We start from the raw sequence: 23272 nt of genomic DNA on the forward strand, positions 1-23272 counted from the left end.
CGCTTCGCCCGGCTGCGCCGCGCTTGCGATCGCCGCTAGCCCGATGGCGGCGACCCGCTTCGCCCGGCTGCGCCGCGTCAGCCACGATCGCCGCTAGTCGTGGTCGCGCTGGGCGGTGGCGTAGCCGAGCGCCTCGCCGATGGTGTTGTGGTGGAACTCGAAACCCGCCCGCTCAAGCGCGGAGGGGATCGCGCGCTGGCCGATGAGCACGCCCTCCTCGGCGAACTCGCCGAGCGCGGCCCGCACCGCGAAGCCCGGCACCATCAGCGGGGTCGGGCGGTTGACCGCGCGGCCGAAGGCGGTGGTGAATTCGGCGTTGGTGACCGGCGCGGGCCCGGTCATGTTCACCGGGCCGGACAGCGCGGTGTTGGAGATCGCGAACAGCAGCGCCCGCACCTCGTCCTCCAGGGTGATCCACGACATGTATTGACGGCCGCTGCCCAGCCGCGCCCCCAGGCCCGCCCGGAACAACGGCCGCAACCGCCCCAGCGCGCCACCCGCCGGGGAGAACACCAGCCCGGTGCGGGCCAGCACCACCCGGGCGCCACCGTATTGGGCCGGCAGCGTCGCGGCCTCCCAGTCCTCGCACAGCTGGGCCAGGAAACCCTTTCCCGCCCGGTCGTTTTCGTCGACCACGCGGTCCTTGGTGTCCCCGTAGTAGCCCACCGCGCTGGCGTTGACCAGGGTCGCCACCCCGGCGTCGGCGACGGCATGCGCCAGCACTTCGGTGGGGGCGATGCGGCTGTCCCGCAGGCCCTGCTTGAAGGCGCCCGACCAGCGGCGCTGGCCGACGTTGACGCCGCACAGGTTGACGACGGCGTCGACGTCGCTGATCGCGTCGACGTCGAATTCGCCGCTCTCGGGGTTCCAGTGCAGCTCGTCGGAGTTCGACGGTGCCCGGCGCACGATGCGCAGCACCGGGTGGTCGGCCGCACGCAGGGCGGCGGTCAAGGCGGATCCGATCAGGCCGGATGAACCCGCGATCGCGATGACGGGCTTGGCCACGGTTCGCCAGTCCTCCTAGAGACCCAAGTCGGCCTCGAACGCTCCCTCTTCGAGCCGGTGCTTGATCGTGGTGAGGAAGCGTCCGGCGTCAGCGCCGTCGATGAGCCGATGGTCGTAGGTCAGTGGGAGATAGCAGATGGAGCGGACGCCGATGGACTCGTTGCCGAATTCGTCGACGATCACCCGGGGCCGCTTCACGATCGCCCCGGTGCCCAGCATGGCCGCCTGCGGCGGCACCAGGATGGGGGTGTCGAACAAGGCGCCCTGGCTGCCGATGTTAGTGATCGTGAAGGTGCCGCCGGACAGTTCGTCGGGCTTGAGGTCGCCCGACCGGGCGCGCGCGGCGATGTCGGCGATGGCCCGCGCCAGCCCGGCCAGCGACAGGTCGCCGGCGTTGTGGATGACGGGGGAGAGCAGCCCCTGATCGGTGTCGACGGCGAAGCCGAGATGCTCGGCGTCGTAGTAGGTGATCTCTTTGGTCTGCTCGTTGTAGCTGGCGTTGATGTTGGGGTGGATCTTCAGCGCATCGATCACCGCCCTGGCGATGAACGGCAGGAAGGTCAGGTTGACCCCCTCGCGCTCGGCGAACGCGGACTTCGCCCTGGCCCGCAATCCGACGATCCGGGTCATGTCGACCTCGTGCGTCTGGGTGAGCTGGGCGGTGGCCTGCAGGGATTCCCGGGTCTTGTTCGCCGTGAGTTGGCGGATCCGGCTCGCCTTCTGCGTGGTGCCGCGCAGGTGCGCCAACGCCGGCGCCGGGGTGGGCGCGGCCGCCGGGGCGGGCTTGCCGCCGGCGGCGGGTGCCTGGGCCTGGGCCGCGGCGGGCGCCTGGGCGGGGGCGGGCGCCTTCTGGGCCTGCTGCTTCTTCTCCGCGGCGGCGAGCACGTCCTGCTTGCGGATGCGGCCACCGACTCCGGTGCCGGTGATCTCGGTCAGGTCGACGCCGTTCTCGGTGGCCAGCTTGCGCACCAGCGGGGTCACATACGGCGCACCGTCCGGGCCCGAGCCGCTGGGCTCGGCGGCCGGCTGCGCTTGCGCCGGTTGGGCTTTCGGCGCGGGCGCCGGCTGGGACACCGGCTGAGGTTCGGGCTTCGGCTCGGCCTTGGGTGCTTCGGCCTTGGGTGCTTCGGGCGCCGGCTCGGGCTTGGGTTCCGGTTTGGGAGCCGGCGGGGGAGTGGGGGCGGACGCGGCCTCGGAGCCGGTGCCGATCCGCGCCAGCTCGCCGCCGACCGGCACGGTGGCGTCCTCCTCGGCGGTGATGCTGACCAGCACGCCGGCCACCGGTGAGGGGATCTCGGTGTCGACCTTGTCGGTCGACACCTCGACCAGCGCCTCGTCGACGCCGACCGAGTCGCCGACTTTCTTCAGCCAGCGGGTGACCGTGCCCTCGGTCACCGATTCGCCCAGCTCGGGCATCAGCACCGGGGTCGCGTCGCCGCCACCCGAACTCTGCGGCGCGCGTTCGGGTTCGGGCTGGGCGGGGGCGGCCTTCTCCGGCTCGGGCTCGGGCTGGGCCGGTGGGGCGGATTCGGCCTGCGGCTCGGGCTGGCTGGGCGCCTGCGGGGCCGCCTGCGAACCGCCGCCGTCGGACGAGTCGCCGATGACGGCCAGCTCGCCGCCCACCTCGACCGTGTCGTCCTCCTGGGCGACGATCTTGGTCAGGACACCCGCGGCGGGCGACGGAATTTCGGTGTCGACCTTGTCGGTGGACACCTCGACGAGGGGTTCGTCGAGTTCGACCGTGTCGCCTTCCTGCTTGAGCCAGCGGGTGACCGTCCCCTCGGTGACGCTCTCACCGAGTGCGGGCATCTGGACGGAGAAGGCCATCGTCTTTGACTCCTCGATCGCTCGTGGGTCGGGGTGGGTCGAACACATCGCTAGCCGCTGAAAAGTAGCTATCCAAAACTATCCTGTCACTGCGTCCGCGCCGGCACACATCCAGGGCGGACGTTCCCGGGACTTCCCGAACCCCCTTGCTACGGTGTGGCCACTGCAGTTGAGCGGGGAGGTCAAAGATGCCGGCAACACAACGGCTACCGCAGCATTTCGTCGACAGCGCCGACGGCGCGCGAATCGCTGTCTACGAAGAGGGGAATCCCGACGGCCCCACGGTCGTGCTGGTGCACGGCTTTCCCGACTCCCACGTGCTGTGGGACGGGGTCGTCCCTCTGCTGGCCGACCGGTTCCGCATCCTGCGATACGACAACCGCGGCGTCGGCCTGTCTTCGGCGCCCAAACCGGTGTCGGCCTACACGATGGAGCGGTTCGCCGACGACTTCGCCGCCGTCACCGGCGAGCTCAGCCCCGGCCAGGCCGTGCATGTGCTGGCCCACGACTGGGGCTCGGTTGGAATCTGGGAATACCTGAAGCGGCCCGGTGCCGGTGACCGGCTGGCCACCTTCACGTCGGTGTCCGGCCCCAGCCAGGAGCAGTTGGTCGACTACATCTTCAGCGGCCTGCGGCAACCGTGGCGCCCGCGCCGGTTTGTGCGATCGGTCAGCCAGGCGCTGCGATTGAGCTACATGCTGTTCTTCTCGATCCCGGTGCTCGCGCCCCTGTTCCTGCGGCTGACGATGTCGATTCCCGCGCTGCGGCGCAACGCCGTGGACAACATCCCGGTCGAGCAGATCCACCACTCGCCGCAGCTGGCGCGCGACGCCGCCCGTTCGGTGAAGACCTATCCCGCCAACTACTTTCGCTCGTTCTCCGGCCGCGGGCAGGGCATCCATGTCGTCGATGTGCCGGTGCAGCTGATCGTCAACACCAGGGACAAGTACGTGCGGCCCTATGGCTACGACCACACGCCGCGGTTCGTGCCGAGGCTGTGGCGGCGCGACATCAGGGCCGGCCACTTCTCGCCGATGTCCCACCCGCAGGTGATGGCCGCCGCGGTGCACGAGTTCGCCGATTGGGCCGAGGGCAAGCCGGCGAGCCGCGCGTTGCTGCGCGCCCAGGTCGGGCGCCCCCGCGGGTCCTTCGGCGACACCCTGGTGTCGGTCACCGGCGCCGGCAGCGGAATCGGACGCGAGACGGCGTTCGCCTTCGCGCGGGAGGGCGCCGAACTGGTCATCAGCGACATCGACGAAGCGGCCGTCAAGGCCACGGAAGCCGAGATCGCCACCCGCGGCGGCGTCGCCCACGCCTACGTGCTCGACGTGTCCGACGCCGATGCTGTGGAGGCGTTCGCCGAGCGGGTCAGCGCCGAGCACGGGGTCCCCGACATCGTCGTCAACAACGCCGGCATCGGACACGCGGGCGGATTCCTCGACACCCCGGCCGAGCAATTCGACCGGGTGCTCGACGTCAACCTGGGCGGCGTGGTCAACGGGTGCCGATCTTTCGCGCGGCGGCTGGTGGAGCGCGGCACCGGCGGCTACATCGTCAACGTCTCGTCGATGGCCGCCTACGCCCCGCTGCAGTCGCTGAACGCCTACTGCACGTCGAAGGCGGCGACCTACATGTTCTCCGACTGCCTGCGCGCCGAGCTCGACGCCGCCGACGTCGGGCTGACGACGATCTGCCCGGGGGTCATCGACACCAACATCATCAACACCACCCGCTTCGACGCGCCCGCCGGAAAGGGCGAACAGGTCGACGGTCGGCGGGGCCAGCTCGGCAAGATGTTCGCCCTGCGGCACTACGGACCCGAGAAGGTCGCAAACGCGATCCTGTCGTCGGTCCAGAAGAAGAAGCCGATCCGCCCGGTCGCGCCGGAAGCCTATGCGCTGTATGGTCTTTCGCGCCTAGCGCCGCAAGGGCTGCGGAACGCGGCGCGCCTGCGCGTGATCTGACCCGGGGGCTCAGGTTCCCGCTCGCGCCGCGCCCTGGCGGCCCGTCAACAGCGCGCCGCCGATCGCGAGCAGCCCGACGACCGCCAGCGGGATCGACCACGTGCGCCGACTGCCCACCGACGACTGGCACTGCGCCACATAGTCGGTGTGCGGGACGACCTGATTGAGGATCGGGATGTTCGCCACGCTGTTGTTGTTGGCGCTTCTGGCCGCGGACAGGTCCGTGGCGACCGCGTTTCCGCACCCGATCGAATGGCCGTTGCCGTCGGAAATCGACACCGGCGCCAACAGCCCGATCACGCCGGCCAGCAGCAGCACGGCGCCCACGGCCAGGATCAACCGTCGCACTGTCACGATCTCGCCTTCCTTCGTACAGGTTTTCGACCCCGGGAGATTAGCCGCTGGACAGGGCCGGTAAACCCCGCATCCGCCGGATTCAGCGGCCCGTTGGTGGGTATTCCGCCGCGGTGACCGAGAGGGGGAACCAGGTGCTGATTGCGACGCGGGACGTGGCCGCGCCTTGCGAGCGGGTGTGGGAAGTGCTGGCCCAAGGGTGGACCTACACCCAGTGGGTGGTGGGCAACAGCCGCATGCGGGCCGTCGATCCGAATTGGCCGGAGCCCGGGTCCTCGATCAGGCACTCGATCGGGATTTGGCCGTTGGTGATCAACGACGCGACCGTGGTGGAGGAGAGCGAGCCGCCGCACAAGCTGGTGCTGTGCGCCCGCCTGGGGCCGCTGGGCGCCGCGCGGATCACGATGCTGCTGCACGAGACACCGCAGGGCTGCCGGGTGGAGATGATCGAGGTGCCCGTCGAAGGCCCGATGGGGGCCGTCCCCGATTCGGTCGCGTTGGCCGCGGCCTATCCGCGCAACAAGGAGTGCCTCTGGCGGCTGGGGGCCCTGGCGGAGCGCAAGGTGCCCAGCCAGGTGCAATGAGCGTGCGGGACACCGCCGACGCCGTCGTCATCGGGGCGGGACACCACGGCCTGGTCGCCGCCTCGATGCTCGCCGACGCGGGCTGGGACGTGTTGGTGCTGGAAGCCCAGCCCGAACCCGGCGGCGCGGTTCGCAGCGCCGAGCTCACGCCGGGATACATCACCGACCTGTTCAGCTCGTACTACCCGATGACGGTGGCCTCGCCGGCGATCGCCGCCCTGGGCCTGGAGGATCACGGCCTGCGCTGGTCGCACGCCCCGGTGGTGCTGGCGCATCCGCGCAGCGCGGCGGACGACGACCCGCCCAAGGTCTATCACGACCCGGCGCGCACCGCGGCGGAATTCGCCCGCCGGGTGCCCGCCGACGGCGAAAACTGGTGGCGCCTGGTTCATTTGTGGGAGCGGATCAAGGCGCCGCTGCTGGACGCCATGTTGGCGCCCTTCCCGCCCGTGCGCCCCCTGCTGCGGCTGCTGACCAGGCTCGGCACGTCGGACGCGCTCCGGGTGGCGCGCCTGCTGGTGCAGCCCGCCAACACCATGGCGAGTGAGCTGTTCGCCGGCGAAGCGCCGCGAGTGTTGTTGCTGGGCAACGCAATGCACGCCGACGTCCCGCCGGACGCGCCGATCAGCGGCGCCATGGGATTCCTGATGACGATGCTGGCCCAAGACTGCGGCTGGCCGGTGCCGGTCGGGGGCTCGGGGCAGTTGACGGCCGCCCTGGTCAACCGTGCCCGCTCCGCGGGCGCGCGAATCGAGTGCAACCAGAACGTGTCCCGCATCCAGGTGCGGGATGGCCGCGCGGTCGGGGTGATTACGGCCGAGGGGCGCACGGTCGCGGCGCGGCGGGCTATCGTCGCCGACGTGACGGCCCCGCGATTGTTCTGCGACATGCTGCCGCCGGATGCGTTGCCGCCCAAGCTGTTACGCGACCTCGAGCACTTCATCTGGGACCCACCGGTGGTGAAGGTCAACTACGCCGTGGGAGCGCCCGTTCCGTGGCGGGCGAAGAACCTGCAAGGCGTGGGCACCGTCCATCTGGGCGCCGACGGTGACGGGCTGGTCCGCTGGATGGCCGACCTGAACACCCGGGTGGTGCCCGAGCATCCCTTCATGTTGCTGGGCCAGACCACAACGGCCGATCCGACCAGGTCCCCGAACGGCACCGAAAGTGTCTGGGCCTACACGCATCTGCCGCGCAACGTGGCCGACGACGCGTCGGCCGATCGGCTCGCCGAGGCGGTGGACCGGGTGATCGAGGAACACGCGCCGGGTTTCGGTTCGGCGGTCGTGGACCGGTGCGTTCAGCGCCCTTCAGACCTGGAGGCCAGCGACGCCAACCTGCACATGGGTGCGCTCAACGGTGGCACGGCGCAACTGCAGCAGATGCTGATCTTTCGCCCGGCGCCCGGCATGGGCCGGGCCGAAACCCCGGTGCGGGGGCTGTATCTGGGCAGTGCGTCGGCCACCCCGGGCGGGTCGGTGCACGGCGCCTGCGGGCGCAACGCAGCCAACGCCGCGCTGGCGGCGGATGGCGCGACCGGCTGGCCGCGCCGGACGGTGCAGCGAGCCGTGTTCTCGGTGATGACGGGTAAGCGCTAGCCGTCGAACGTCACACTGGCGTGACGTTCGAGCGCCAGTGTCACCCTGGCGTGACGTTCGACGCGTCAGCTGAGGCGCTAGCCGTTTGCTAGCCCTTTTCGGCGATGTCCTCGAGCACCGCGAACATGGTGCGGGTCGGCACGCCGGTGCCGCCCTTGGGCGTGTATCCCCACGGGCCGCTGGTGTTGTACGCCGGGCCGGCCACATCGATGTGCGCCCAGCCGACGCCGTCGGCGACGAATTCGCGCAGGAACACCCCGGCCACCAGCATGCCGGCGAAGCGCTGGCCGCTGATGTTGGACAGGTCGGCCACCGTGGACTTCAGGTCGTCTTTGAGTTCGTCGGGCAGCGGCATCGGCCAGGCGTTCTCGCCCACCCGCTGCGAGATGGCGGCGACCCGGTCGCGGAACTCGTCGCTGCCCATCACCCCGGGGATCCAGGCGCCCAACGCCACCGTCTGGGCGCCGGTCAGCGTGGAGGTCTCGATCAGGTAGTCGGGGTTGTCCTCACACGCCCGCACGATGGCGTCGGCCAGGATGAGCCGGCCCTCGGCGTCGGTGTTCTGCACCTCGACGGTGATGCCGCCGTACTGCGTCAGCACGTCACCGGGCCGCTGCGCCGTGCCCGACGGCATGTTCTCGGCCATCGGCACGGTGGCGATCACGTCGATCGGCAACCGCAGCTGCGCGGCCAGCGCCACCGTGGCGATGACCGCGGCCGCGCCGCCCATGTCCGAGGTCATGTAGTGCATCGACGCCGCCGGCTTGATCGAGATGCCGCCGGTGTCGAACGTGATGCCCTTGCCGACGAGCGCGACCTTCTTCGCCTGCTTCGGCTTCTTGGCCAGCTTCGAGCCCCGGTGGGTCAGCCGCACCAGCCGCGGCGGCCGCGACGAACCCTGGCCGACGCCGATCACCCCGCCGTAGCCCGCCTTCTGCAGCGCCTTATCGTCGAGCACCTCCACCTCGAGGCCGACCGACTCACCCAAAGCCCTTGCGCGTCGGGCGAATTCGGCGGGAAAGAGGTGGCTCGGGGGTGTGTTGACGAAGTCGCGGGCGGTGGCGACCGCGGTCGCCACGGCGGCGCCGTGCGCGCTGGCCGCTTTGGCGTCCTTCGAGGCGGACAGCACGGTGATCTTGCGCAGCCCGTTGTCTTTCGGCGCGGTCTTTCCGCTGCGGAAGTCGGTGAACCGGTAGCTGCCCAGGATCAGGCCCTCGACGGCCGCCGAGCAGACGTCGGCGCTGAAGTCGCCGGGCAGCGTCACGAACACCGCCTCGGCGGTGCCCAGCGACCGCGCCGCCACGCCGGCCGCGCGCCGGACGGTGTCGGCGGGCCACTCGGGTCGCGGCTTGCCCAGGCCGATCGTCAGCACGCTGGACACCGGCAGCGACGGCACGACCAGGCGGTGGACCTGCTCGCTGCCGCCGGTGGCGTCCAGTGCGCGCAGCCCGGACTCGATTTCGGTGACCGCCTCGGCCGGCAGCAGCGATTCGCCCGGGGCCACCGTCGCCCCAGGTCTGTCCTCGTCGCCGGTCGAGACGACGGGCACGATCAACACCGAAGAGCCCGCCCCGCGTTTCGGCAGCGATGTGGCGACGTTGACGGAGGGGCTGTCGTAGCTCAAATCGGCGGTCACGGGCATTCACCCTAATCGCCGGAGGCCGAGCCGAGACCGGCGGCGTCCCGACCGTGCAGCTCGAAGGCGATCGTGGGGGTGTCAAAACCTTTGAGCTCGAAGGGACCCCGCGGCGTCGCCGGCCAGTCCGGCAAGCGTTCGTGCAGCGCCGAATCGGCCAGGATCTGGCACGGGGCCGCGGCCCCGACCAGACGCGCCGCGAGGTTGACCGGGCTGCCGAAGTAGTCCCCGTTGATCGCCAGGACGGATCCGAAGGCCAGGCCGGCGCGCACCTGCAGGCCCTCCTCGCGCGCCCGCGGATGGTTGACCAGGTCCACCGCCGCCTTGGCGAGGCGTTCGGGCGACGCGCTCACCCACATCACCTCGTCGCCGATGAACTTCACCACCCGGCCGCCGTCGCGATGCACCACGTCCGCGACGGTGCCGGCGAACTCGTTGAGCAACGCCGAAAGCTGCGCGGGGGTGAGCGCGCGGGTGAGCACGGTGAAACCGGACAGATCCGCGAAACCGATGCCGCACACCACGCTTGCCGAGGTGTCGCGCAGGACGCCCTCGAAGTGGGTTCGGGCACCGGTCAGATGATGCCGGTGGACGACGTCGATCAGCGCCGAAATCCGGGGGACGAACTCCGCCACCGCGCGGTACGCCTGCGCCGTGGCGAGTTCGTCGTTGGTGTAGGTCATCTGGATGTCCGGCGTCCCGGCCCGGATGGCCGTGGACTCGGCCTCCGCGAGCCGGGCCATCGCCGCGCCGAGCACCCGCAGCAATCCGAACGCGCCGTCCTCACCCACCACCGTCTTCAGGCCGACCCAGGTCGCCAGCGCGTCGACGTCGGCCTGGCTCAGCACCGGAACGTCGGGGCCGGCCACGGTGAGGCCGAGCAAACCCCACGCGTGGGTGACCTCCTCGGCCGTCAGGCCGAGTTGTTCGGCCGCTGTCGCGAGCGTGTGGACCGGGCGCCCCGACCATTGCAGGACGTCACCGGCGAGTCCGAACAGCCGCCCACGCTGTTCGGCTTCCACCATCTCGTCGACGGTGAAGCCGAGTTCGTCCAGGTACTTGATCAGGTCGGCCCGCTCGCGCGCGTTCGCGATCCCGGCGGCCTCCAGCGCCGCGAAATCCGGGGAATCGACCACCCACCCAAGTGTGCCAGCACCCGCGATTAGGGTGAACCGTCGTGACCGATGACCTACAGCATGGCCCGTTGGAAGACCGCCACCGCGCGTTGGGGGCCAGTTTCGCCGAGTTCAGCGGCTGGCTCATGCCCGTGTCGTATGCCGGCACCGTCAGCGAGCACAACGCCACCCGCAACGCGCTCGGTCTGTTCGACGTCAGCCACCTCGGCAAGGCGTTGATCCGCGGGCCGGGCGCCGCCGAATTCGTCAACTCGACGCTCACCAACGACTTGCGCCGCATCGGCCCGGGCAAGGCCCAATACACCTTGTGCTGCAACGAATCCGGCGGTGTCATCGACGACTTGATCGCCTACTACGTCGGCGACGACGAGATCTTCCTGGTGCCAAACGCCGCCAACACCGCCGCGGTGGTCGAGGCGCTGCAGGCGGCGGCCCCGACAGGTCTGACGATCACCAACGAGCACCGCTCGTACGCGGTGCTGGCGGTGCAAGGCCCGCGCGCGGCGGACGTGCTCGGCGGGCTGGGGCTGCCGACCGACATGGACTACATGGGCTACGCCGACGCCTCCTACGAGGGGGTGCCGGTGCGGGTGTGCCGGACCGGATACACCGGGGAGCACGGCTACGAGCTGCTGCCGCCCTGGGAATCCGCGGCGGTGGTGTTCGACGCGCTGGCCGCGGCGGTCGGCGCCGCCGGCGGCGAGCCCGCCGGCCTGGGCGCCCGCGACACGCTGCGCACCGAGATGGGCTATCCGCTGCACGGGCACGAACTGGCGCTGGACATTTCGCCGCTGCAGGCCCGATGCGGCTGGGCGATCGGATGGAAGAAGGACGCGTTCTTCGGCCGGGACGCGCTGCTGGCCGAGAAGGCGGCCGGGCCGCGACGGCTGCTGCGCGGATTGCGGATGGTCGGCCGCGGTGTGCTGCGGCCCGGTCTGACGGTGCTCGCCGGCGAGGCGCCGGTCGGGGTCACCACCTCGGGAACCTTCTCCCCGACGCTGCAAATCGGCATCGCGCTGGCGCTCATCGACGCCGGCGCCGAGGTCGAGGACGGCCAGCGGGTCACCGTCGACATTCGCGGGCGCGCCGCGGAGTGCGAAGTCGTGCGGCCGCCCTTCGTCGAAGCGAAGACCCGTTAGTGCCGCCGCTTCAGATGAAAAGCCCGGTCGCAGGCGGATATACAATCGCCCCATGACCAGCGGCTCCCTCGAGTTCACGGTTTCGCGTTCGGCCAACCCCGCGACCGACGCCGAACGTGGATCCATCCTGGCCGAGCCCGGTTTCGGCAAGCACTTCACCGACCACATGGTGTCGATCGACTACGACGACGAGCGGGGCTGGCACGACGCGCGGGTCATCCCGTACGGCCCGATCGAACTCGACCCCTCGGCGATCGTGCTGCACTACGCGCAGGAGATCTTCGAAGGGCTCAAGGCGTACCGCTGGGCGGACGACTCGATCGTGTCGTTCCGCGCCGAGGCCAACGCCGCGCGGTTGCGGTCGTCGGCGCGGCGCCTCGCGATGCCCGAACTGCCCGACGAACTGTTCATGGGCTCGCTGTGCCAGCTCATTGCCGTCGACAAGCCCTGGGTCCCCGCGGCCGGCGGCGAAGATGCCTTGTATCTGCGCCCATTCATGATCGCCACCGAGCCCGGATTGGGCGTGCGGCCATCCAAGCGGTATCGGTACCTGCTGATCGCGTCACCGGCCGGCGCCTACTTCAAGGGCGGCATCAACCCCGTCACCGTCTGGGTGTCGACGGATTACGTGCGAGCCAGCCCGGGCGGCACCGGCGCGGCCAAGTTCGGCGGCAACTACGCCGCCTCGCTGCTGGCGCAGGCCGAGGCCGCCGCCCACCAGTGCGACCAGGTGGTGTGGCTGGACGCCGTCGAACGGCGCTTCGTCGAGGAGATGGGCGGCATGAACATCTTCTTCGTGTTCGGCAGCGGCGGGTCGGCGCGGTTGGTCACCCCGGAGCTGTCCGGTTCGCTGTTGCCGGGGATCACCCGGGATTCGTTGCTGCAGTTGGCAATTGACGCCGGTTTCTCGGTCGAGGAACGCAAGATCGACATCGACGAATGGCAGAAGAAGGCCGCCGCCGGCGAGATCACCGAGGTGTTCGCGTGCGGTACCGCCGCCGTCATCACCCCGGTCTCGAAGGTGAAGTACGGCGACACCGACTTCACCGTCGCCGACGGCCAGCCGGGCGAGGTGACGATGGCGCTGCGCGACACGCTGACCGGGATCCAGCGCGGGACGTTCGCCGACACCCACGGCTGGATGGCGCGGCTGGGCTAGGCCCTCGCCGGGTCGTCGGCCGTGGAGTTGGTTTCACGTTCGGCCGCGAGGGTGAAGATAACTTCACACTCGCCGGCGAGCCGGGCGCTCGCCCGCTAGAACCGCACCAGCCCGGCGAGCGCCACGGCGCTCACCGTCGTGGTCAGCTCGATCGCCGCGCCCAGCACGTCGCCGGTGATGCCGCCGAATCGGCGCACGCAATGCCGCACCAGCACCGCGCCGCAGACCAGGCCCGCCAGCACCGCCACCGGCCCCTGCCACGCCCGCGGTCCGGCCGCCAGCGCGGCGACCAGCAGCGCGGCGACCCAGCCGGCCGCGACGGCCACCGGCTGGCTGCCCGCGACCCCGCCCCCGGCGCACTGCCCGCGGCCGCCGGCACCGACCGTCGGCTGGCCACCACCGCGGCCACCCGGCCGGCGGCGACCGCCACGGCGATGCCGGTGAGCCCCGGCCTGCCCGCCGCCCCGAGCGCCGCGAACGCCAGCCCCTGCAGCGTGACCGTCAAGGCGACGGCCGCCGCGCCGAAAGGGCCGGTCGACCCGTCGCGCATCACCGCCAGGGCGCGCTCGGGCGGCCCGTAACAGCCCAACCCGTCGGCGGTGTCGGCGACACCATCGATGTGCAGGCCGCGGGTCGCCAACAGCAGCGCCGCGACCGCGAGCAGGCCCGAGAGCGCAGAGGACGGCCCGAACGCGTGAGCCCCGCCCCACGTCACCGCGGCGGCGAGCGCACCAAGGCCCGCGCCCACCACGGGCAGCGCCGTCATGGCGCCGCGGCCCATCGCGGCATCGCGCGAACGGGGGACGGGCAGGACCGTGCCGAACGCGAAAGCCGTTGCCAGCGAACGCATCACGGCGGGGGAGCGGCCCGATCGGACACGCCGGCCTGGGTGAATGTGGCCATCGACGACAGCGTCGCCGCCGCGGCGCGCAGCACCGGCAGCGCCAGTGCCGCGCCGCTGCCCTCGCCCAACCGCATCCGCAGGTCCAGGATCGGCTCGAGGCCGAGCTCGGTCAGCGCCAGCGCATGACCGGGCTCGGTGGACCGATGGCCGGCCTGCCACCACAGCCGGGCGTTGGGCGCCAGCCGCTCGGCCACCAGGGCGGCGGCCGTCACCGCCATCCCGTCGAGCAGCAGCGGGGTGCGCCGCACCGCGGCCTGCGCGCAGAAGCCCGCCATCGCGGCAAGGTCGGCGCCGCCCCCGCAGCGCAGCAACGCCACCGGGTCCGGCAGCACGCGCGACGTCCGGAACAGGGCGTCGCGCACCGCGGCCGTCTTGCGCGCCCAGCCGGCGTCGTCGATCCCGGTGCCGAAGCCCACCACCGCGACCGGCTCCGCGTTCGTCAGCGCCGCCACCAATACCGCGGCCGGGGTGGTGTTCCCGATGCCCATGTCCCCGGCGATCAGCAGGTCGGCCCCGGCGTCGACCTCCTCGTCGGCGATCGCCCGGCCCGCGGCGATCGCGGCGAGGGTCTCGGCTTCGGGCAACGCGTCCTCGACGGCGATGTCGCCGCTGCCGCGCCGCACCTTGTGGGCGCCGATCCGGTCCGCCGGTGCGTCACCGTCAACCGCCAGGTCCGCGACGCGCACGGTCGCGCCGGCGAGGTCGGCCAGCACATTGATGGCCGCGCCGCCGGCCTCGAAGTTGGCGACCATCTGCGCGGTCACTTCCGGCGGGTAGGCCGACACCCCGGACCGCGCCACACCGTGGTCACCCGCGAACACCACCACCCGGGCGCGTTCGAATTGCCTTGGCGGGCAATGCCCTTGGCACGACGCGATCCACACCGACAGGTCTTCGAGGCGTCCCAGCGCCCCCCGCGGCTTGGTCAGTTCGTCCTGGCGGGCGCGGGCGGCGGCGGCGACGCCCGCGTCGGGCGGCGACACCGGGGCGAACTCCATCACGTCACCGACGGCTTGATCGGCACCGCCTGCCCGGCGACCACCAGCACCACCCGGTCGCAGAGCTCGGCGACGCGCTGGTTGAGGCTGCCCAATTCGTCGGCGAACCGGCGCCCGGACGCGGTGGGCGGCACGACGGTCAGCCCGACCTCCGGGCTGACCAGCACCAGCGTGGAGTTGAAGGCGCCGACGGCGGCGAGCATGGCTTCGATGGGCGCCGCGACCGACCCGCCGTCCCACCCGTGGTGGCGGTCCAGCGTGCCGGTGAGCCAGGAGCCCAGGTCGTCGACGAGGGTCGGGGTGTCCGGCGCCGCGCGCAATTGGCCTGCGATGTCGCCGGTTTCGACCGTCGACCAATGGCCGGGCCGGCGGCCGCGGTGCTCGGCGACGCGGTCCGCCCAGCCCGCATCGTCGTCGCCGGCCGGGCCGGGGGCCAGATAACAAACCGGCCGGCCCGCCGGCAGCGTCGCGGCGATGGCGTCCTCGGCCCACCGGGATTTGCCCGATCGGATCCCGCCGAGCACCAGCGTGCGCACCGCGCTCAGGCGGGCCTACTTGACATCGGCGCCGCGCTTGACTTGGGGCCGCGGGGTCCGCAGCCGTCGCATCTGCGAGGCCCGGCTGGCGGCGTACAGGCCCAGCTTCCAACGGCTTTCGGTGTTGTCCGGGAACTTCGCGTCCACCAGCTTGCTCACCCTGCGGCCCAGCAGCAGCCCGTCGACCAGCATCACCGCCATCAGCAGCAGCATCGCCGGGGAGACGTAGAGCTGCAGCTGCGGGGTGGTGAACAGGGCGAACATCAAGAACAGCGTCGCCGGCATGAACAGGCCCAGCAGGTTGCGCCGGGCGTCCACCACGTCGCGCACGTAGCGCCGGACCGGGCCCTTGTCGCGCGGCAGCAGGTACGCCTCGTCGCCGGCCATCATGCGTTCCCGGCGATCGGTCATCTTGGCGCGGTTGGCGGCCCGGTCGGCCCTGCGCTCTTCGCGGCTGAGCTTGGGACCGGCCATCGATTTGCGGCGGGCCCGCGCCTCGGACGCGGTCATCGGTGCGCGCGCGACCGGACCCTTCCGCGCGGTGCGGCGCGCCTCGTTGCGCTTCGGCGTGGGCCGGCCCTTGGGGCTCGTCCCACGCCCGCCACGCGACGTCGTCTCGGGGGCGCCGCCGGCATCGAGCGCGGCAGCGCCCTCGTCAAGGTCCTCGTCCTGGCCCTTCTTACGGCCCATCAACTTCACAGAGGCCAGGTTACTTCGCGAATGAGCCGCCCCGGAATTGGCTTGGAATGCCTTGCTATTAGACCTGCGTCAGCGCCTCGGTTGGCCCTACTCTTACCAGTGATGAACGGCTGCCTGTGATGGACGACGGCACCATGGCCTCGGATGATGCTGCTTTGGGCCTCGCTCCCGGCCGTCTGCAGCTGCCGGCCATGCTCGTCCTGGTCGCCCCCGATTGTTACGGCGACAGCATGACGGCCGTGGAGGCCGCCGCGGCCATCGCGACGGGGTGGACCCGATGCCGGCCGGGCGATCGGTTCATCGTCGCCCCGCAGTCCGACGGCGGCCCCGGATTCGTCGAGGTGCTCGCCAGCCGGCTGGGCAAGGCCCGGCGGCTGCGGGTGTCCGGTCCGCTGTCCACCATGGTCGAGGCCGCGTGGGTGTTCGACCCCGCCACGACGACCGCCTACCTGGAATGCGCGCAGGCGTGCGGCCTGGCCCTACTGGGCGGTCCGCCCACCCCGGAGACGGCGATGGCGGCCCACAGCAGGGGAGTGGGGCAGCTGATCGCCGAGGCGCTGCGGGCCGGGGCGACGCGCATCGTGGTCGGGCTGGGCGGCAGCGCCTGCACCGACGGCGGGCAGGGCATGATCGCCGAACTCGGCGGCCTGGACTCCGCCCGTCGCCAGCTGGCCAACGTGGAGCTCATCGCCGCCTCCGACACCGAATACCCGCTGCTCGGGCCCTGGGGTGCGGCCAGGGTCTTCGGCCCGCAGAAGGGCGCGGACACGGTCACCGTCGCCGCGTTGGAGGTCCGCCTGCAGGCGTGGGCGCTGATCCTGGAAGCGGTCGCCGGCCGCGACGTGAGCTCCGAACCGGGCGCGGCCGCGGCCGGCGGCATCGGCGCCGGGCTGCTGGCGCTGGGCGGCCGGTGCGAGTCGGGCGCGGCGATCATAGCCCATCACACCCGCCTGGCCGACGACCTGGACATGGCGGAGCTGATCGTCACCGGGGAGGGCCGGTTCGACGAGCAGTCGCTGCACGGCAAGGTGGTGGGCTATCTCGCCGACGCCGCCCGGCCGCGGGGAGTGCCGGTGATCGTGCTGGCCGGCCAGGTGGGACTGGACAACGCCACGGTCCGGTCGGCGGGCATCATGGCCGCCCTTTCCATCGCCGAGCACGCCGGCTCGGTGCGGCTGGCGCAGGCCGACGCGGCCAATCAGCTCATGGGTCTGGCATCCGTCGTGGCCTCGCGACTCGGGAATAGCGGTCCTGCAAGGTACCGTTGAGCTAGTGGACTTTCTCGGGCCCAGCCTGAAGACCCAGCCAACGAGAGGCATGTAGGAGAAGCAATGACGGTGCAAAACGAGTCGAACGCCAAGACGCACGGCGTGATCCTGACCGAGGCCGCCGCCACCAAGGCAAAGTCCCTGCTCGACCAGGAGGGGCGGGATGACCTGGCGTTGCGGATCGCGGTCCAGCCTGGCGGGTGCGCAGGCCTGCGCTACAACCTCTTCTTCGACGACCGGACGCTCGACGGCGACCTGACCGCGGACTTCGGCGGCGTGACGTTGACGGTCGACCGGATGAGCGCGCCGTACGTGGAGGGCGCGTCCATCGACTTCGTCGACACCATCGAGAAGCAGGGCTTCACGATCGACAACCCCAACGCCACCGGGTCCTGCGCCTGCGGCGACTCGTTCAATTGACCGGGTAACGCCCGCTCAGTACGAGCCGCCGGTGCGCAGCACGTACGAGCACACCATGATCTGGCCCCGCTGGAACAGCAGCTGGGCGATGCCCTGCAGTTCACCGCGCATCGGGCCCCCCGCCGCGGGCGACGCCTTCATCGTGAACAGCGCCTGGGCCTGGTACTGCGACAGGTAGACGATCTTGTCGATCGAGGTCACCTCGACCTCGGAGAACTGCTTGCGGAACGCGTCGCTGCTCAACTTGGCCAGCGCCTGGTCGGACCGTTTGTCGCGGACGCCGTCGTACATGCCGCACAGCGCGTTGCGTTCGATCTCCTCGATGTCGCGGTGATCCAAGGCGTCCAGATACCCCTGGATCGCCGTCTTGGCGGCGCCCTCGGAGAACGTGGCGCCGGTGTTGGCCCCGTTGGTGCGCACGCCGTAGACGATCGCTACGGTCAGGGCCGCCACCAGGGCCACGGCCAACAGCAGGCCGATGATCAGCCGCCGCTTGGACCGCCGCTGCGGGTAGGGCATCGGCGGCGGTGCCTGCCCGGCATAATTGGCGGGAGCCGCGCCACCGGCGCGGGGGTCGTCGGGAAACTCGAGCGGCTGAGACTCCGCTGGCTCGGGTCCGCTGCCGCCGACGGTGTGGTTCGGCGAGTGCGGACCTGCCATCGTGGTCTCCTACGGTGGTAGACGGGACGTATCGACGGGCTGGGTGCGGTATACCCCGACCGAGCATCGTGTCCGGGCGACTTGAGCGAGTTCCCTAGGGAGGCTAGCGCACCGCTTCGCGCCGACGGTGGACACAGCAACGGTCCAGGCGCGTGCGTAAGCTAGATAACCTTACTAACGAAGGGCGGAGACATTCGTGACGATCGCGGTGACAGGTTCGATTGCGACCGACAATTTGATGCGGTTCCCCGGCAAGTTTTCCGAACACCTGCTGGCTGAGCATCTGCAGAAGGTATCGCTCAGTTTTCTGGTCGACGACCTGGTGATCCACCGCGGCGGCGTGGCGGGCAACATTGCCTACGCCATCGGCGTGCTCGGCGGTGACGTGGCGCTGGTCGGCGCGGCCGGCGACGACTTCGACGACTACCGGCACTGGCTGCAGTCGCACAACGTCAACTGCGACAACGTGCTCATCTCGAAGACGGCCCACACCGCGCGCTTCACCTGCACCACCGACGAGGACATGGCCCAGATCGCGTCGTTCTACCCCGGCGCGATGTCGGAGGCCCGCAACATCAAGCTCGCCGACGTGGTGTCGTCCATCGGCGAGCCGGACCTGGTGATCATCGGGGCGAACGACCCCGACGCGATGGTGGTGCACACCGAGGAGTGCCGCAAGCTGGGCCTGGCCTTCGCCGCCGACCCGTCCCAGCAGCTGCCCCGCCTGTCCGGTGACGAGATCGACAAGCTCGTCGACGGCGCCGCCTACCTGTTCACCAACGACTACGAGTGGGAGCTACTGCTCAACAAGACCGGCTGGTCGGAAGCCGACGTGCAGGGCAAGGTCGGGCTGCGGGTGACCACGCTGGGACCCAAGGGCGTCGACATCGTCGAGCCCGACGGCACGACGACCCACGTCGACGTGGTGCCCGAGACCAGCCAGACCGACCCCACCGGCGTCGGCGACGCGTTCCGCGCGGGCTTCCTCACCGGACGCAGCGCCGGCCTGAGCCTGGAACGCTCCGCGCAGCTGGGTTCGCTGGTCGCCGTGCTGGTGCTGGAATCCACCGGAACGCAGAACTGGGACTGGAACCGCGAGACCGCGGTGAGCCGGTTGGCGGGCGCCTACGGCGACGACGCGGCCAACGAGATCGCCGCGGTGCTGGCCTGAACCTGGCCGCCTAATCGAGTGTGCGCTCTTGGCTTCGCGCGTGCGCTGAGGGCGCGAAATTCGAGAAATCTCCGCCCAGGACGCACGCTCGAAGCCCTCATCGCACGCTCTTCGTAAAGCCGACGGCCCAGCGCTGGGGGATGCGCCGGCGGCAGAACCCTCAGAGCTGGACGGGGTAGACCGGCTCGCTGATCTGCGGCACCACGCTGTGTTCGACGAAGATCGCGTGCCAGAGCATGAAGATCAGCAGCGTCCACAGCCGGCGGCTGTGATCGCTGACGCCGTTGCGGTGCTCGTCGAGCATGCGCCCTATGGCCGGCAGGTCGACGAGGTGACCGGCCTGCGAGGACGCCACCAACCCGTAGGCCCAGTCCAGCAATTCGCCGGCGCGTAGCCAATGCCGGATCGGCACCGGGAACCCGAGCTTGGGCCGGTGCAGCACGTGCGCGGGAACGATGGGCTCAAGCGCCCGCCGCAGCGCGTACTTGGTGGTGGTGCGGGTGATCTTGGCCTCGACGGGCAGCCGCGAGGCGACGGCGAACACCTCGGGATCCAGGAACGGCACCCGCAGCTCCAGCGAGTTGGCCATCGTCATCTTGTCCGCCTTGACCAGGATGTCGCCGCGCAGCCAGGTGAACAGGTCGATGTGCTGCATGCGCGCCACCGGGTCCCAGCCCTTCGACTGTGCGTACACCGAAGCGGTGACGTCGGTGTGGGTCCATTCCTCGCGGAAGCCGGGCAGCACGTCGCGCAGCTGGGCGTCGGAGAAGCTGCGGGCGTTGCCGTAATAGCGCTCCTCGAGGGTCAGCGAGCCGCGGTGCAGCAGGCTCTTGCCCCGCATCCCCTCCGGCAGCGGCTTGGACACCTTGCCCATCGACCGCCGCAGCGGCCGCGGCAGGTAGTCGAACGGCTTGAGCGACAACGGTTCCCGGTAGATCGTGTAGCCGCCGAACAGTTCGTCGGCCCCCTCCCCGGACAGCACCACCTTGACGTGCTTGCGGGCCTCACGGGCGACGAAGAACAGCGGCACCAGCGCGGGGTCGGCCACCGGTTCGTCGAGATACCAGACGATTTCGGGCAGGGCCGCGACGAATTCGTCCGGGTGCACCACCTTTGCGATGTGGCGGGCGCCGATCGCCTCGGCGGAGGCCACCGCGACGTCGATCTCGGAGAAACCCTCCCGCTCGAAACCGGTGGTGAAGGTGATCAGCTTGGGGTTGTGCCGGATGGCCAGCGCCGCGATCGCGGTGGAGTCGATGCCGCCGGACAGAAACGCCCCGACGGTGACGTCGGCGCGCATGTGCTTGGCCACCGAGTCCTCGAGCACCGCGGTGATCTCGTCGTAGCGGACCTGTTCGGTGTCCCGGCTCATCGGCACCGCGGCGAACCTCGGCACGAAATAGCGGGTGACCTCCGGCGGCCGCCCGGCCGTGATCCGCGCGTAGCAGCCCGATTCGAGCCGGCGCACCCCGCGGTGCAGCGTCTCGGGCTCGGGCACGTACTGCAGCACGGTGTAGTGCTGCACGGCCCGCTGATCGATCCCGGTGTCGAACCCGACCAGTTCGGCGAGGTCCAGCAGGCATTTCTTCTCACTGGCCACCGCGGTGCCCCCGGCGCCGGTCGCCATGAAGAGCGGCTTGATGCCGAATGGGTCTCGGGCGCAGAACAATTCGAGCGTGGCGGTGTCCCACAGGGCGAAGGCGAACATGCCGCGTAGCCGGGTGAGCACGTCGGCGCCCCAGTAGTGGTATCCGGCGACGATGGCCTCGGCGTCGCCGTCGGTGGCGAAGGCGGCGCCGTGCGCGGTGGCCAGCTCGTCGCGCAGCTCGAGGTAGTTGTAGATCTCGCCGTTGAACACCAGCACGTAGCGGTCGGGCGCCTCCGGCGGACCCCACCGCAGCGGCTGGTGCGAATGCGCGATGTCGATGATCGACAGCCGGTTGAAGCCGAACACGACGGCCCCGTCGGCGCCCGGGTCGGTCCAGGTGCCCGGCTCGTCGGGGCCGCGGTGGCGCATCAGATGCGACGCGCGGGCGATCGCACCGTCGGCCCGGGCGGCGGCGTCGGCGCCGGCACCGTCCGGGGCGGCGACAAACGCCAGCAGACCACACACGGCGCCCCAGTATGCCGCACTCCGGGCACGCCCGTGGCGGTCGCACCCGGCACGTCGTGCGGGGCCGGTGGGCCGGGGTTTCGTCGCTCGGGTCAGCGGCGTGGTCTACGCTGCGTAGTATTCGATATCCGAGCAGGAGGCGCCAACGTGACACCTCGCGAGCAGGCCCGTTCGCAACGTTTGTCGCAGGGCAGGTTTGACAGCCTTTCTGGCCGCCGTTCCGGGGGCGTTCGGCGGGGTCGGTCCCGTCGTCTGCGGCCGCTGGCGCTGGCCGCGACGTTCGGCGTGTTGGCGGTCACCCTGAGCGGATGCAGCTGGTCGGACGTGCTGGGCCTCGGCTGGCCCAAGGGCATCACCCCGCAATCCCAGATCAACCGCGAGCTGTGGGTCGGGGCGACGATCGCCTCTCTGGTCGTCGGGGTGATCGTGTGGGGCTTGATCTTCTGGGCGTCGGCCTTCCACCGCAAGAAGGCCACCGACACCGAGCTGCCGCGCCAGTTCGGCTACAACATGCCGCTGGAGCTGGTGCTCACGGTGACGCCGTTCCTGATCATCTCGGTGCTGTTCTACTTCACGGTCGTGGTGCAGGAGAAGATGCTGCACGTCGACAAGGACCCGGAGGTGGTGGTCGACGTCACCGCCTTCCAGTGGAACTGGAAGTTCGGCTACCAGCGCGTCGACTTCAAGGACGGCACGCTGACCTACGACGGTGTCGATCAGGCGCGCAAGAACGCGATGGTCTCCAAGCCCGAGGGCAAGGACGCGCACGGTGAGGAGCTCGTCGGACCGGTCCGCGGGCTCAACACCTCGGACCGCACCTACCTGAACTTCGACAAGGTCGAGATCCTGGGCACCAGCGACGAGATCCCGGTGCTGGTGTTGCCGACCGGCAAGCGCATTCAGTTCCGGTTGGCCTCGGCCGACGTCATCCACACGTTCTGGGTGCCCGAGTTCCTGTTCAAGCGCGACGTGATCCCCAACGCCGAGGCGAACAACTCGGTGAACGTCTTCCAGGTGGACGACATCAGCAAGGCCGGGGCTTTCGTCGGGCACTGCGCCGAGTTCTGTGGCACGTATCACTCGATGATGAACTTCGAGGTTCGGGTGGTGCCGCCCAACGACTTCAAGGCTTACCTGCAGCAGCGGATCGACGGTAAGAGCAACGCGCAGGCATTGCAGGCGATCGGTCAGGCGCCGCTCGCGGTGACCACCCACCCGTTCGACACCAAGCGCGGTCAGTTGGCCGGAAGCCAGTAGGTTAGGACACCAAATGCATATTGAAGCCAGGCTTTTCGAATTCGTCGCCGGGTTTTTCATTTTGGTTGCGGTGCTTTATGGCGTGCTGACAGCGCTTTTCGCCACCGGCGGCGAGGAGTGGGCCGGCACGACCGCGCTGGCGCTGACCGGTGGCCTGGCGTTGATCGTGGCCACCTTCTTCCGGTTCGTGGCGCGTCGCATCGACACCCGGCCCGAGGACTACGAAGGCGCCGAGATCAGCGACGGAGCAGGTGAATTGGGCTTCTTCAGCCCGCACAGCTGGTGGCCGATCCTGATCGCGTTGTCGGCCTCGGTTTCCGCTGTCGGTATCGCGTTGTGGCTGCCGTGGCTGATCGCCGCGGGCGTGATGTTCGTCCTCGCGTCGGTCGCGGGATTGGTCTTCGAGTACTACGTCGGTCCCGAGAAGCACTGATTCGTATCCATAAAGGTCACAATCAGATCACGTGATCTGTGGCCGCTTCGCCAAGACTTCTTTGCCCCCCTGCGTTCGGTAGTGTTTTGCCCAGGCAATTGACAATTTCTCAAGCGCGCGCGCAACGGTATGGCCGCGGGGCCCCGCGCGCTGGTGAGGCAGTCGGACAGGGCAGGCAGAGATGAGTGGGCCGAAACCCCCGGAATGGGAACCTGAGGAACCCGATTCCGTGAACGAGGCTCCCCACCAACCGGATTCCGCCGACGAGCCCGCGAACGCCCACGAAGCCACGGCGGACGACGAGCTCGAACCGTTCGACGACGGCGCCGAGCCGGAGGCCGACCAGACGGGCCAGACCGACGCCTATTCCCGGGCCTATTCGGCCCCGGAGTCCGAGCACTTCATCAGCGG

20 protein-coding genes and 2 pseudogenes are annotated in these 23272 nt (G+C 70.3%); 11 read left to right on the forward strand and 11 right to left on the reverse strand.

Features of this window, described 5'->3' with window-relative positions:
- Nucleotides 1-93: 93 nt before the first annotated feature.
- On the reverse strand, nucleotides 94-1005 hold the full coding sequence (locus A9X03_RS20105; RefSeq protein ID WP_068262615.1) for a TIGR01777 family oxidoreductase: 912 nt from the start codon (nucleotides 1003-1005) through the stop codon (nucleotides 94-96).
- Nucleotides 1006-1020: 15 nt separating this feature from the next.
- A complete protein-coding gene (gene sucB, locus A9X03_RS20110) occupies nucleotides 1021-2832 on the reverse strand; it encodes a 2-oxoglutarate dehydrogenase, E2 component, dihydrolipoamide succinyltransferase (protein WP_068262618.1) in 1812 nt (603 codons plus the stop codon).
- Nucleotides 2833-3020: 188 nt separating this feature from the next.
- Here sucB and A9X03_RS20115 point away from each other — a divergent pair, with 188 nt between their 5' ends.
- Entirely contained in the window at nucleotides 3021-4796 is a 1776-nt protein-coding gene (locus A9X03_RS20115; protein ID WP_068018151.1) for an SDR family oxidoreductase, read from the forward strand.
- A 9-nt stretch (nucleotides 4797-4805) separates the two neighbouring features.
- On the opposite strand, the gene A9X03_RS20120 is transcribed toward A9X03_RS20115, so the two are convergent.
- Nucleotides 4806-5150, reverse strand: a complete 345-nt coding sequence (locus A9X03_RS20120; RefSeq protein ID WP_067749711.1) for an aminopeptidase — start codon at nucleotides 5148-5150, stop codon at nucleotides 4806-4808.
- 134 nt (nucleotides 5151-5284) lie between these two features.
- Between A9X03_RS20120 and A9X03_RS20125 the strand changes: the two genes are divergently transcribed.
- A complete protein-coding gene (locus A9X03_RS20125) occupies nucleotides 5285-5734 on the forward strand; it encodes an SRPBCC domain-containing protein (protein WP_067749735.1) in 450 nt (149 codons plus the stop codon).
- Complete coding sequence (locus A9X03_RS20130) at nucleotides 5731-7332, forward strand: NAD(P)/FAD-dependent oxidoreductase (RefSeq protein WP_068262621.1); 1602 nt, start codon at nucleotides 5731-5733, stop codon at nucleotides 7330-7332. The genes A9X03_RS20125 and A9X03_RS20130 overlap by 4 nt, the downstream gene beginning before the upstream one ends.
- Before the next feature lie 88 nt (nucleotides 7333-7420).
- Here the strand turns inward: A9X03_RS20130 and A9X03_RS20135 are convergent, their stop codons facing one another.
- Nucleotides 7421-8974 carry a leucyl aminopeptidase gene (locus tag A9X03_RS20135; RefSeq protein ID WP_068262624.1) on the reverse strand — a complete coding sequence of 518 codons (1554 nt, stop codon included), beginning with the start codon at nucleotides 8972-8974 and terminating at the stop codon, nucleotides 7421-7423.
- A gap of 5 nt (nucleotides 8975-8979) precedes the next feature.
- Nucleotides 8980-10104 (reverse strand): adenylate/guanylate cyclase domain-containing protein, encoded by a 1125-nt coding sequence (locus tag A9X03_RS20140; RefSeq protein ID WP_068262626.1) that lies wholly within the window; start codon nucleotides 10102-10104, stop codon nucleotides 8980-8982.
- Between the two features lie 41 nt (nucleotides 10105-10145).
- Here A9X03_RS20140 and gcvT point away from each other — a divergent pair, with 41 nt between their 5' ends.
- Both gcvT and A9X03_RS20150 read left to right on the forward strand, forming a co-directional pair.
- Nucleotides 10146-11243 (forward strand): glycine cleavage system aminomethyltransferase GcvT, encoded by a 1098-nt coding sequence (gene gcvT, locus A9X03_RS20145; protein ID WP_068262629.1) that lies wholly within the window; start codon nucleotides 10146-10148, stop codon nucleotides 11241-11243.
- A gap of 52 nt (nucleotides 11244-11295) precedes the next feature.
- Nucleotides 11296-12402 (forward strand): branched-chain amino acid aminotransferase, encoded by a 1107-nt coding sequence (locus tag A9X03_RS20150; protein WP_067749722.1) that lies wholly within the window; start codon nucleotides 11296-11298, stop codon nucleotides 12400-12402.
- A 95-nt stretch (nucleotides 12403-12497) separates the two neighbouring features.
- On the opposite strand, the pseudogene A9X03_RS20155 reads toward A9X03_RS20150, so the two are convergent.
- The 4 genes and pseudogenes from A9X03_RS20155 to A9X03_RS20170 all read right to left on the reverse strand — a co-directional run bounded on the left by A9X03_RS20155 (nucleotide 12498) and on the right by A9X03_RS20170 (nucleotide 15539).
- A pseudogene (locus A9X03_RS20155) lies at nucleotides 12498-13255 on the reverse strand (adenosylcobinamide-GDP ribazoletransferase).
- Nucleotides 13252-14307, reverse strand: a complete 1056-nt coding sequence (gene cobT, locus A9X03_RS20160; RefSeq protein ID WP_156746615.1) for a nicotinate-nucleotide--dimethylbenzimidazole phosphoribosyltransferase — start codon at nucleotides 14305-14307, stop codon at nucleotides 13252-13254. The pseudogene A9X03_RS20155 and the gene cobT overlap by 4 nt, the downstream one beginning before the upstream one ends.
- On the reverse strand, nucleotides 14304-14840 hold the full coding sequence (locus A9X03_RS20165) for a bifunctional adenosylcobinamide kinase/adenosylcobinamide-phosphate guanylyltransferase (protein ID WP_067749727.1): 537 nt from the start codon (nucleotides 14838-14840) through the stop codon (nucleotides 14304-14306). Before A9X03_RS20165 ends, cobT begins: the two co-directional genes overlap by 4 nt.
- Nucleotides 14841-14855: 15 nt before the next feature.
- Entirely contained in the window at nucleotides 14856-15539 is a 684-nt protein-coding gene (locus A9X03_RS20170; protein WP_068262635.1) for a DUF3043 domain-containing protein, read from the reverse strand.
- A 191-nt stretch (nucleotides 15540-15730) separates the two neighbouring features.
- On the opposite strand from A9X03_RS20170, the gene A9X03_RS20175 reads away from it, so the two are divergent.
- Nucleotides 15731-16807 (forward strand): glycerate kinase, encoded by a 1077-nt coding sequence (locus tag A9X03_RS20175; protein WP_067749737.1) that lies wholly within the window; start codon nucleotides 15731-15733, stop codon nucleotides 16805-16807.
- A gap of 63 nt (nucleotides 16808-16870) precedes the next feature.
- A complete protein-coding gene (locus tag A9X03_RS20180; protein ID WP_067281389.1) occupies nucleotides 16871-17227 on the forward strand; it encodes an iron-sulfur cluster assembly accessory protein in 357 nt (118 codons plus the stop codon).
- 15 nt (nucleotides 17228-17242) lie between these two features.
- Here the strand turns inward: A9X03_RS20180 and A9X03_RS20185 are convergent, their stop codons facing one another.
- Nucleotides 17243-17887, reverse strand: coding sequence for a hypothetical protein (locus A9X03_RS20185; protein WP_068018163.1), 645 nt, complete (start codon nucleotides 17885-17887; stop codon nucleotides 17243-17245).
- A 196-nt stretch (nucleotides 17888-18083) separates the two neighbouring features.
- On the opposite strand from A9X03_RS20185, the gene A9X03_RS20190 reads away from it, so the two are divergent.
- Nucleotides 18084-19058 (forward strand): carbohydrate kinase family protein, encoded by a 975-nt coding sequence (locus A9X03_RS20190; protein WP_067749733.1) that lies wholly within the window; start codon nucleotides 18084-18086, stop codon nucleotides 19056-19058.
- 160 nt (nucleotides 19059-19218) lie between these two features.
- Here the strand turns inward: A9X03_RS20190 and asnB are convergent, their stop codons facing one another.
- Entirely contained in the window at nucleotides 19219-21171 is a 1953-nt protein-coding gene (gene asnB / locus A9X03_RS20195) for an asparagine synthase (glutamine-hydrolyzing) (protein WP_068262638.1), read from the reverse strand.
- A 147-nt stretch (nucleotides 21172-21318) separates the two neighbouring features.
- Between asnB and A9X03_RS20200 the strand changes: the two genes are divergently transcribed.
- From A9X03_RS20200 to A9X03_RS20210, 3 genes and pseudogenes are all read left to right on the forward strand, one after another.
- Nucleotides 21319-22428 (forward strand): cytochrome c oxidase subunit II, encoded by a 1110-nt coding sequence (locus tag A9X03_RS20200; protein WP_082974543.1) that lies wholly within the window; start codon nucleotides 21319-21321, stop codon nucleotides 22426-22428.
- A 13-nt stretch (nucleotides 22429-22441) separates the two neighbouring features.
- Nucleotides 22442-22861, forward strand: coding sequence for a cytochrome c oxidase subunit 4 (locus A9X03_RS20205; protein ID WP_067758493.1), 420 nt, complete (start codon nucleotides 22442-22444; stop codon nucleotides 22859-22861).
- Nucleotides 22862-23090: 229 nt separating this feature from the next.
- Nucleotides 23091-23272: pseudogene (locus A9X03_RS20210) on the forward strand (hypothetical protein); the annotation flags it as partial.

The organism is Mycobacterium sp. E1715 (genome assembly GCF_001667625.1).
Classification (GTDB): Bacteria; Actinomycetota; Actinomycetes; order Mycobacteriales; family Mycobacteriaceae; genus Mycobacterium.

Coding starts and splice junctions, on each gene's coding strand:
- sucB (WP_068262618.1), bottom strand. CDS start 2,832: ATGGCCTTCTCCGTCCAGATGCCCGCACTCGGTGAGAGCGTCACCGAG.
- A9X03_RS20115 (WP_068018151.1), top strand. CDS start 3,021: ATGCCGGCAACACAACGGCTACCGCAGCATTTCGTCGACAGCGCCGAC.
- A9X03_RS20130 (WP_068262621.1), top strand. CDS start 5,731: ATGAGCGTGCGGGACACCGCCGACGCCGTCGTCATCGGGGCGGGACAC.
- A9X03_RS20135 (WP_068262624.1), bottom strand. CDS start 8,974: ATGCCCGTGACCGCCGATTTGAGCTACGACAGCCCCTCCGTCAACGTC.
- A9X03_RS20150 (WP_067749722.1), top strand. CDS start 11,296: ATGACCAGCGGCTCCCTCGAGTTCACGGTTTCGCGTTCGGCCAACCCC.
- A9X03_RS20175 (WP_067749737.1), top strand. CDS start 15,731: ATGCTCGTCCTGGTCGCCCCCGATTGTTACGGCGACAGCATGACGGCC.
- A9X03_RS20180 (WP_067281389.1), top strand. CDS start 16,871: ATGACGGTGCAAAACGAGTCGAACGCCAAGACGCACGGCGTGATCCTG.
- A9X03_RS20185 (WP_068018163.1), bottom strand. CDS start 17,887: ATGGCAGGTCCGCACTCGCCGAACCACACCGTCGGCGGCAGCGGACCC.
- A9X03_RS20205 (WP_067758493.1), top strand. CDS start 22,442: ATGCATATTGAAGCCAGGCTTTTCGAATTCGTCGCCGGGTTTTTCATT.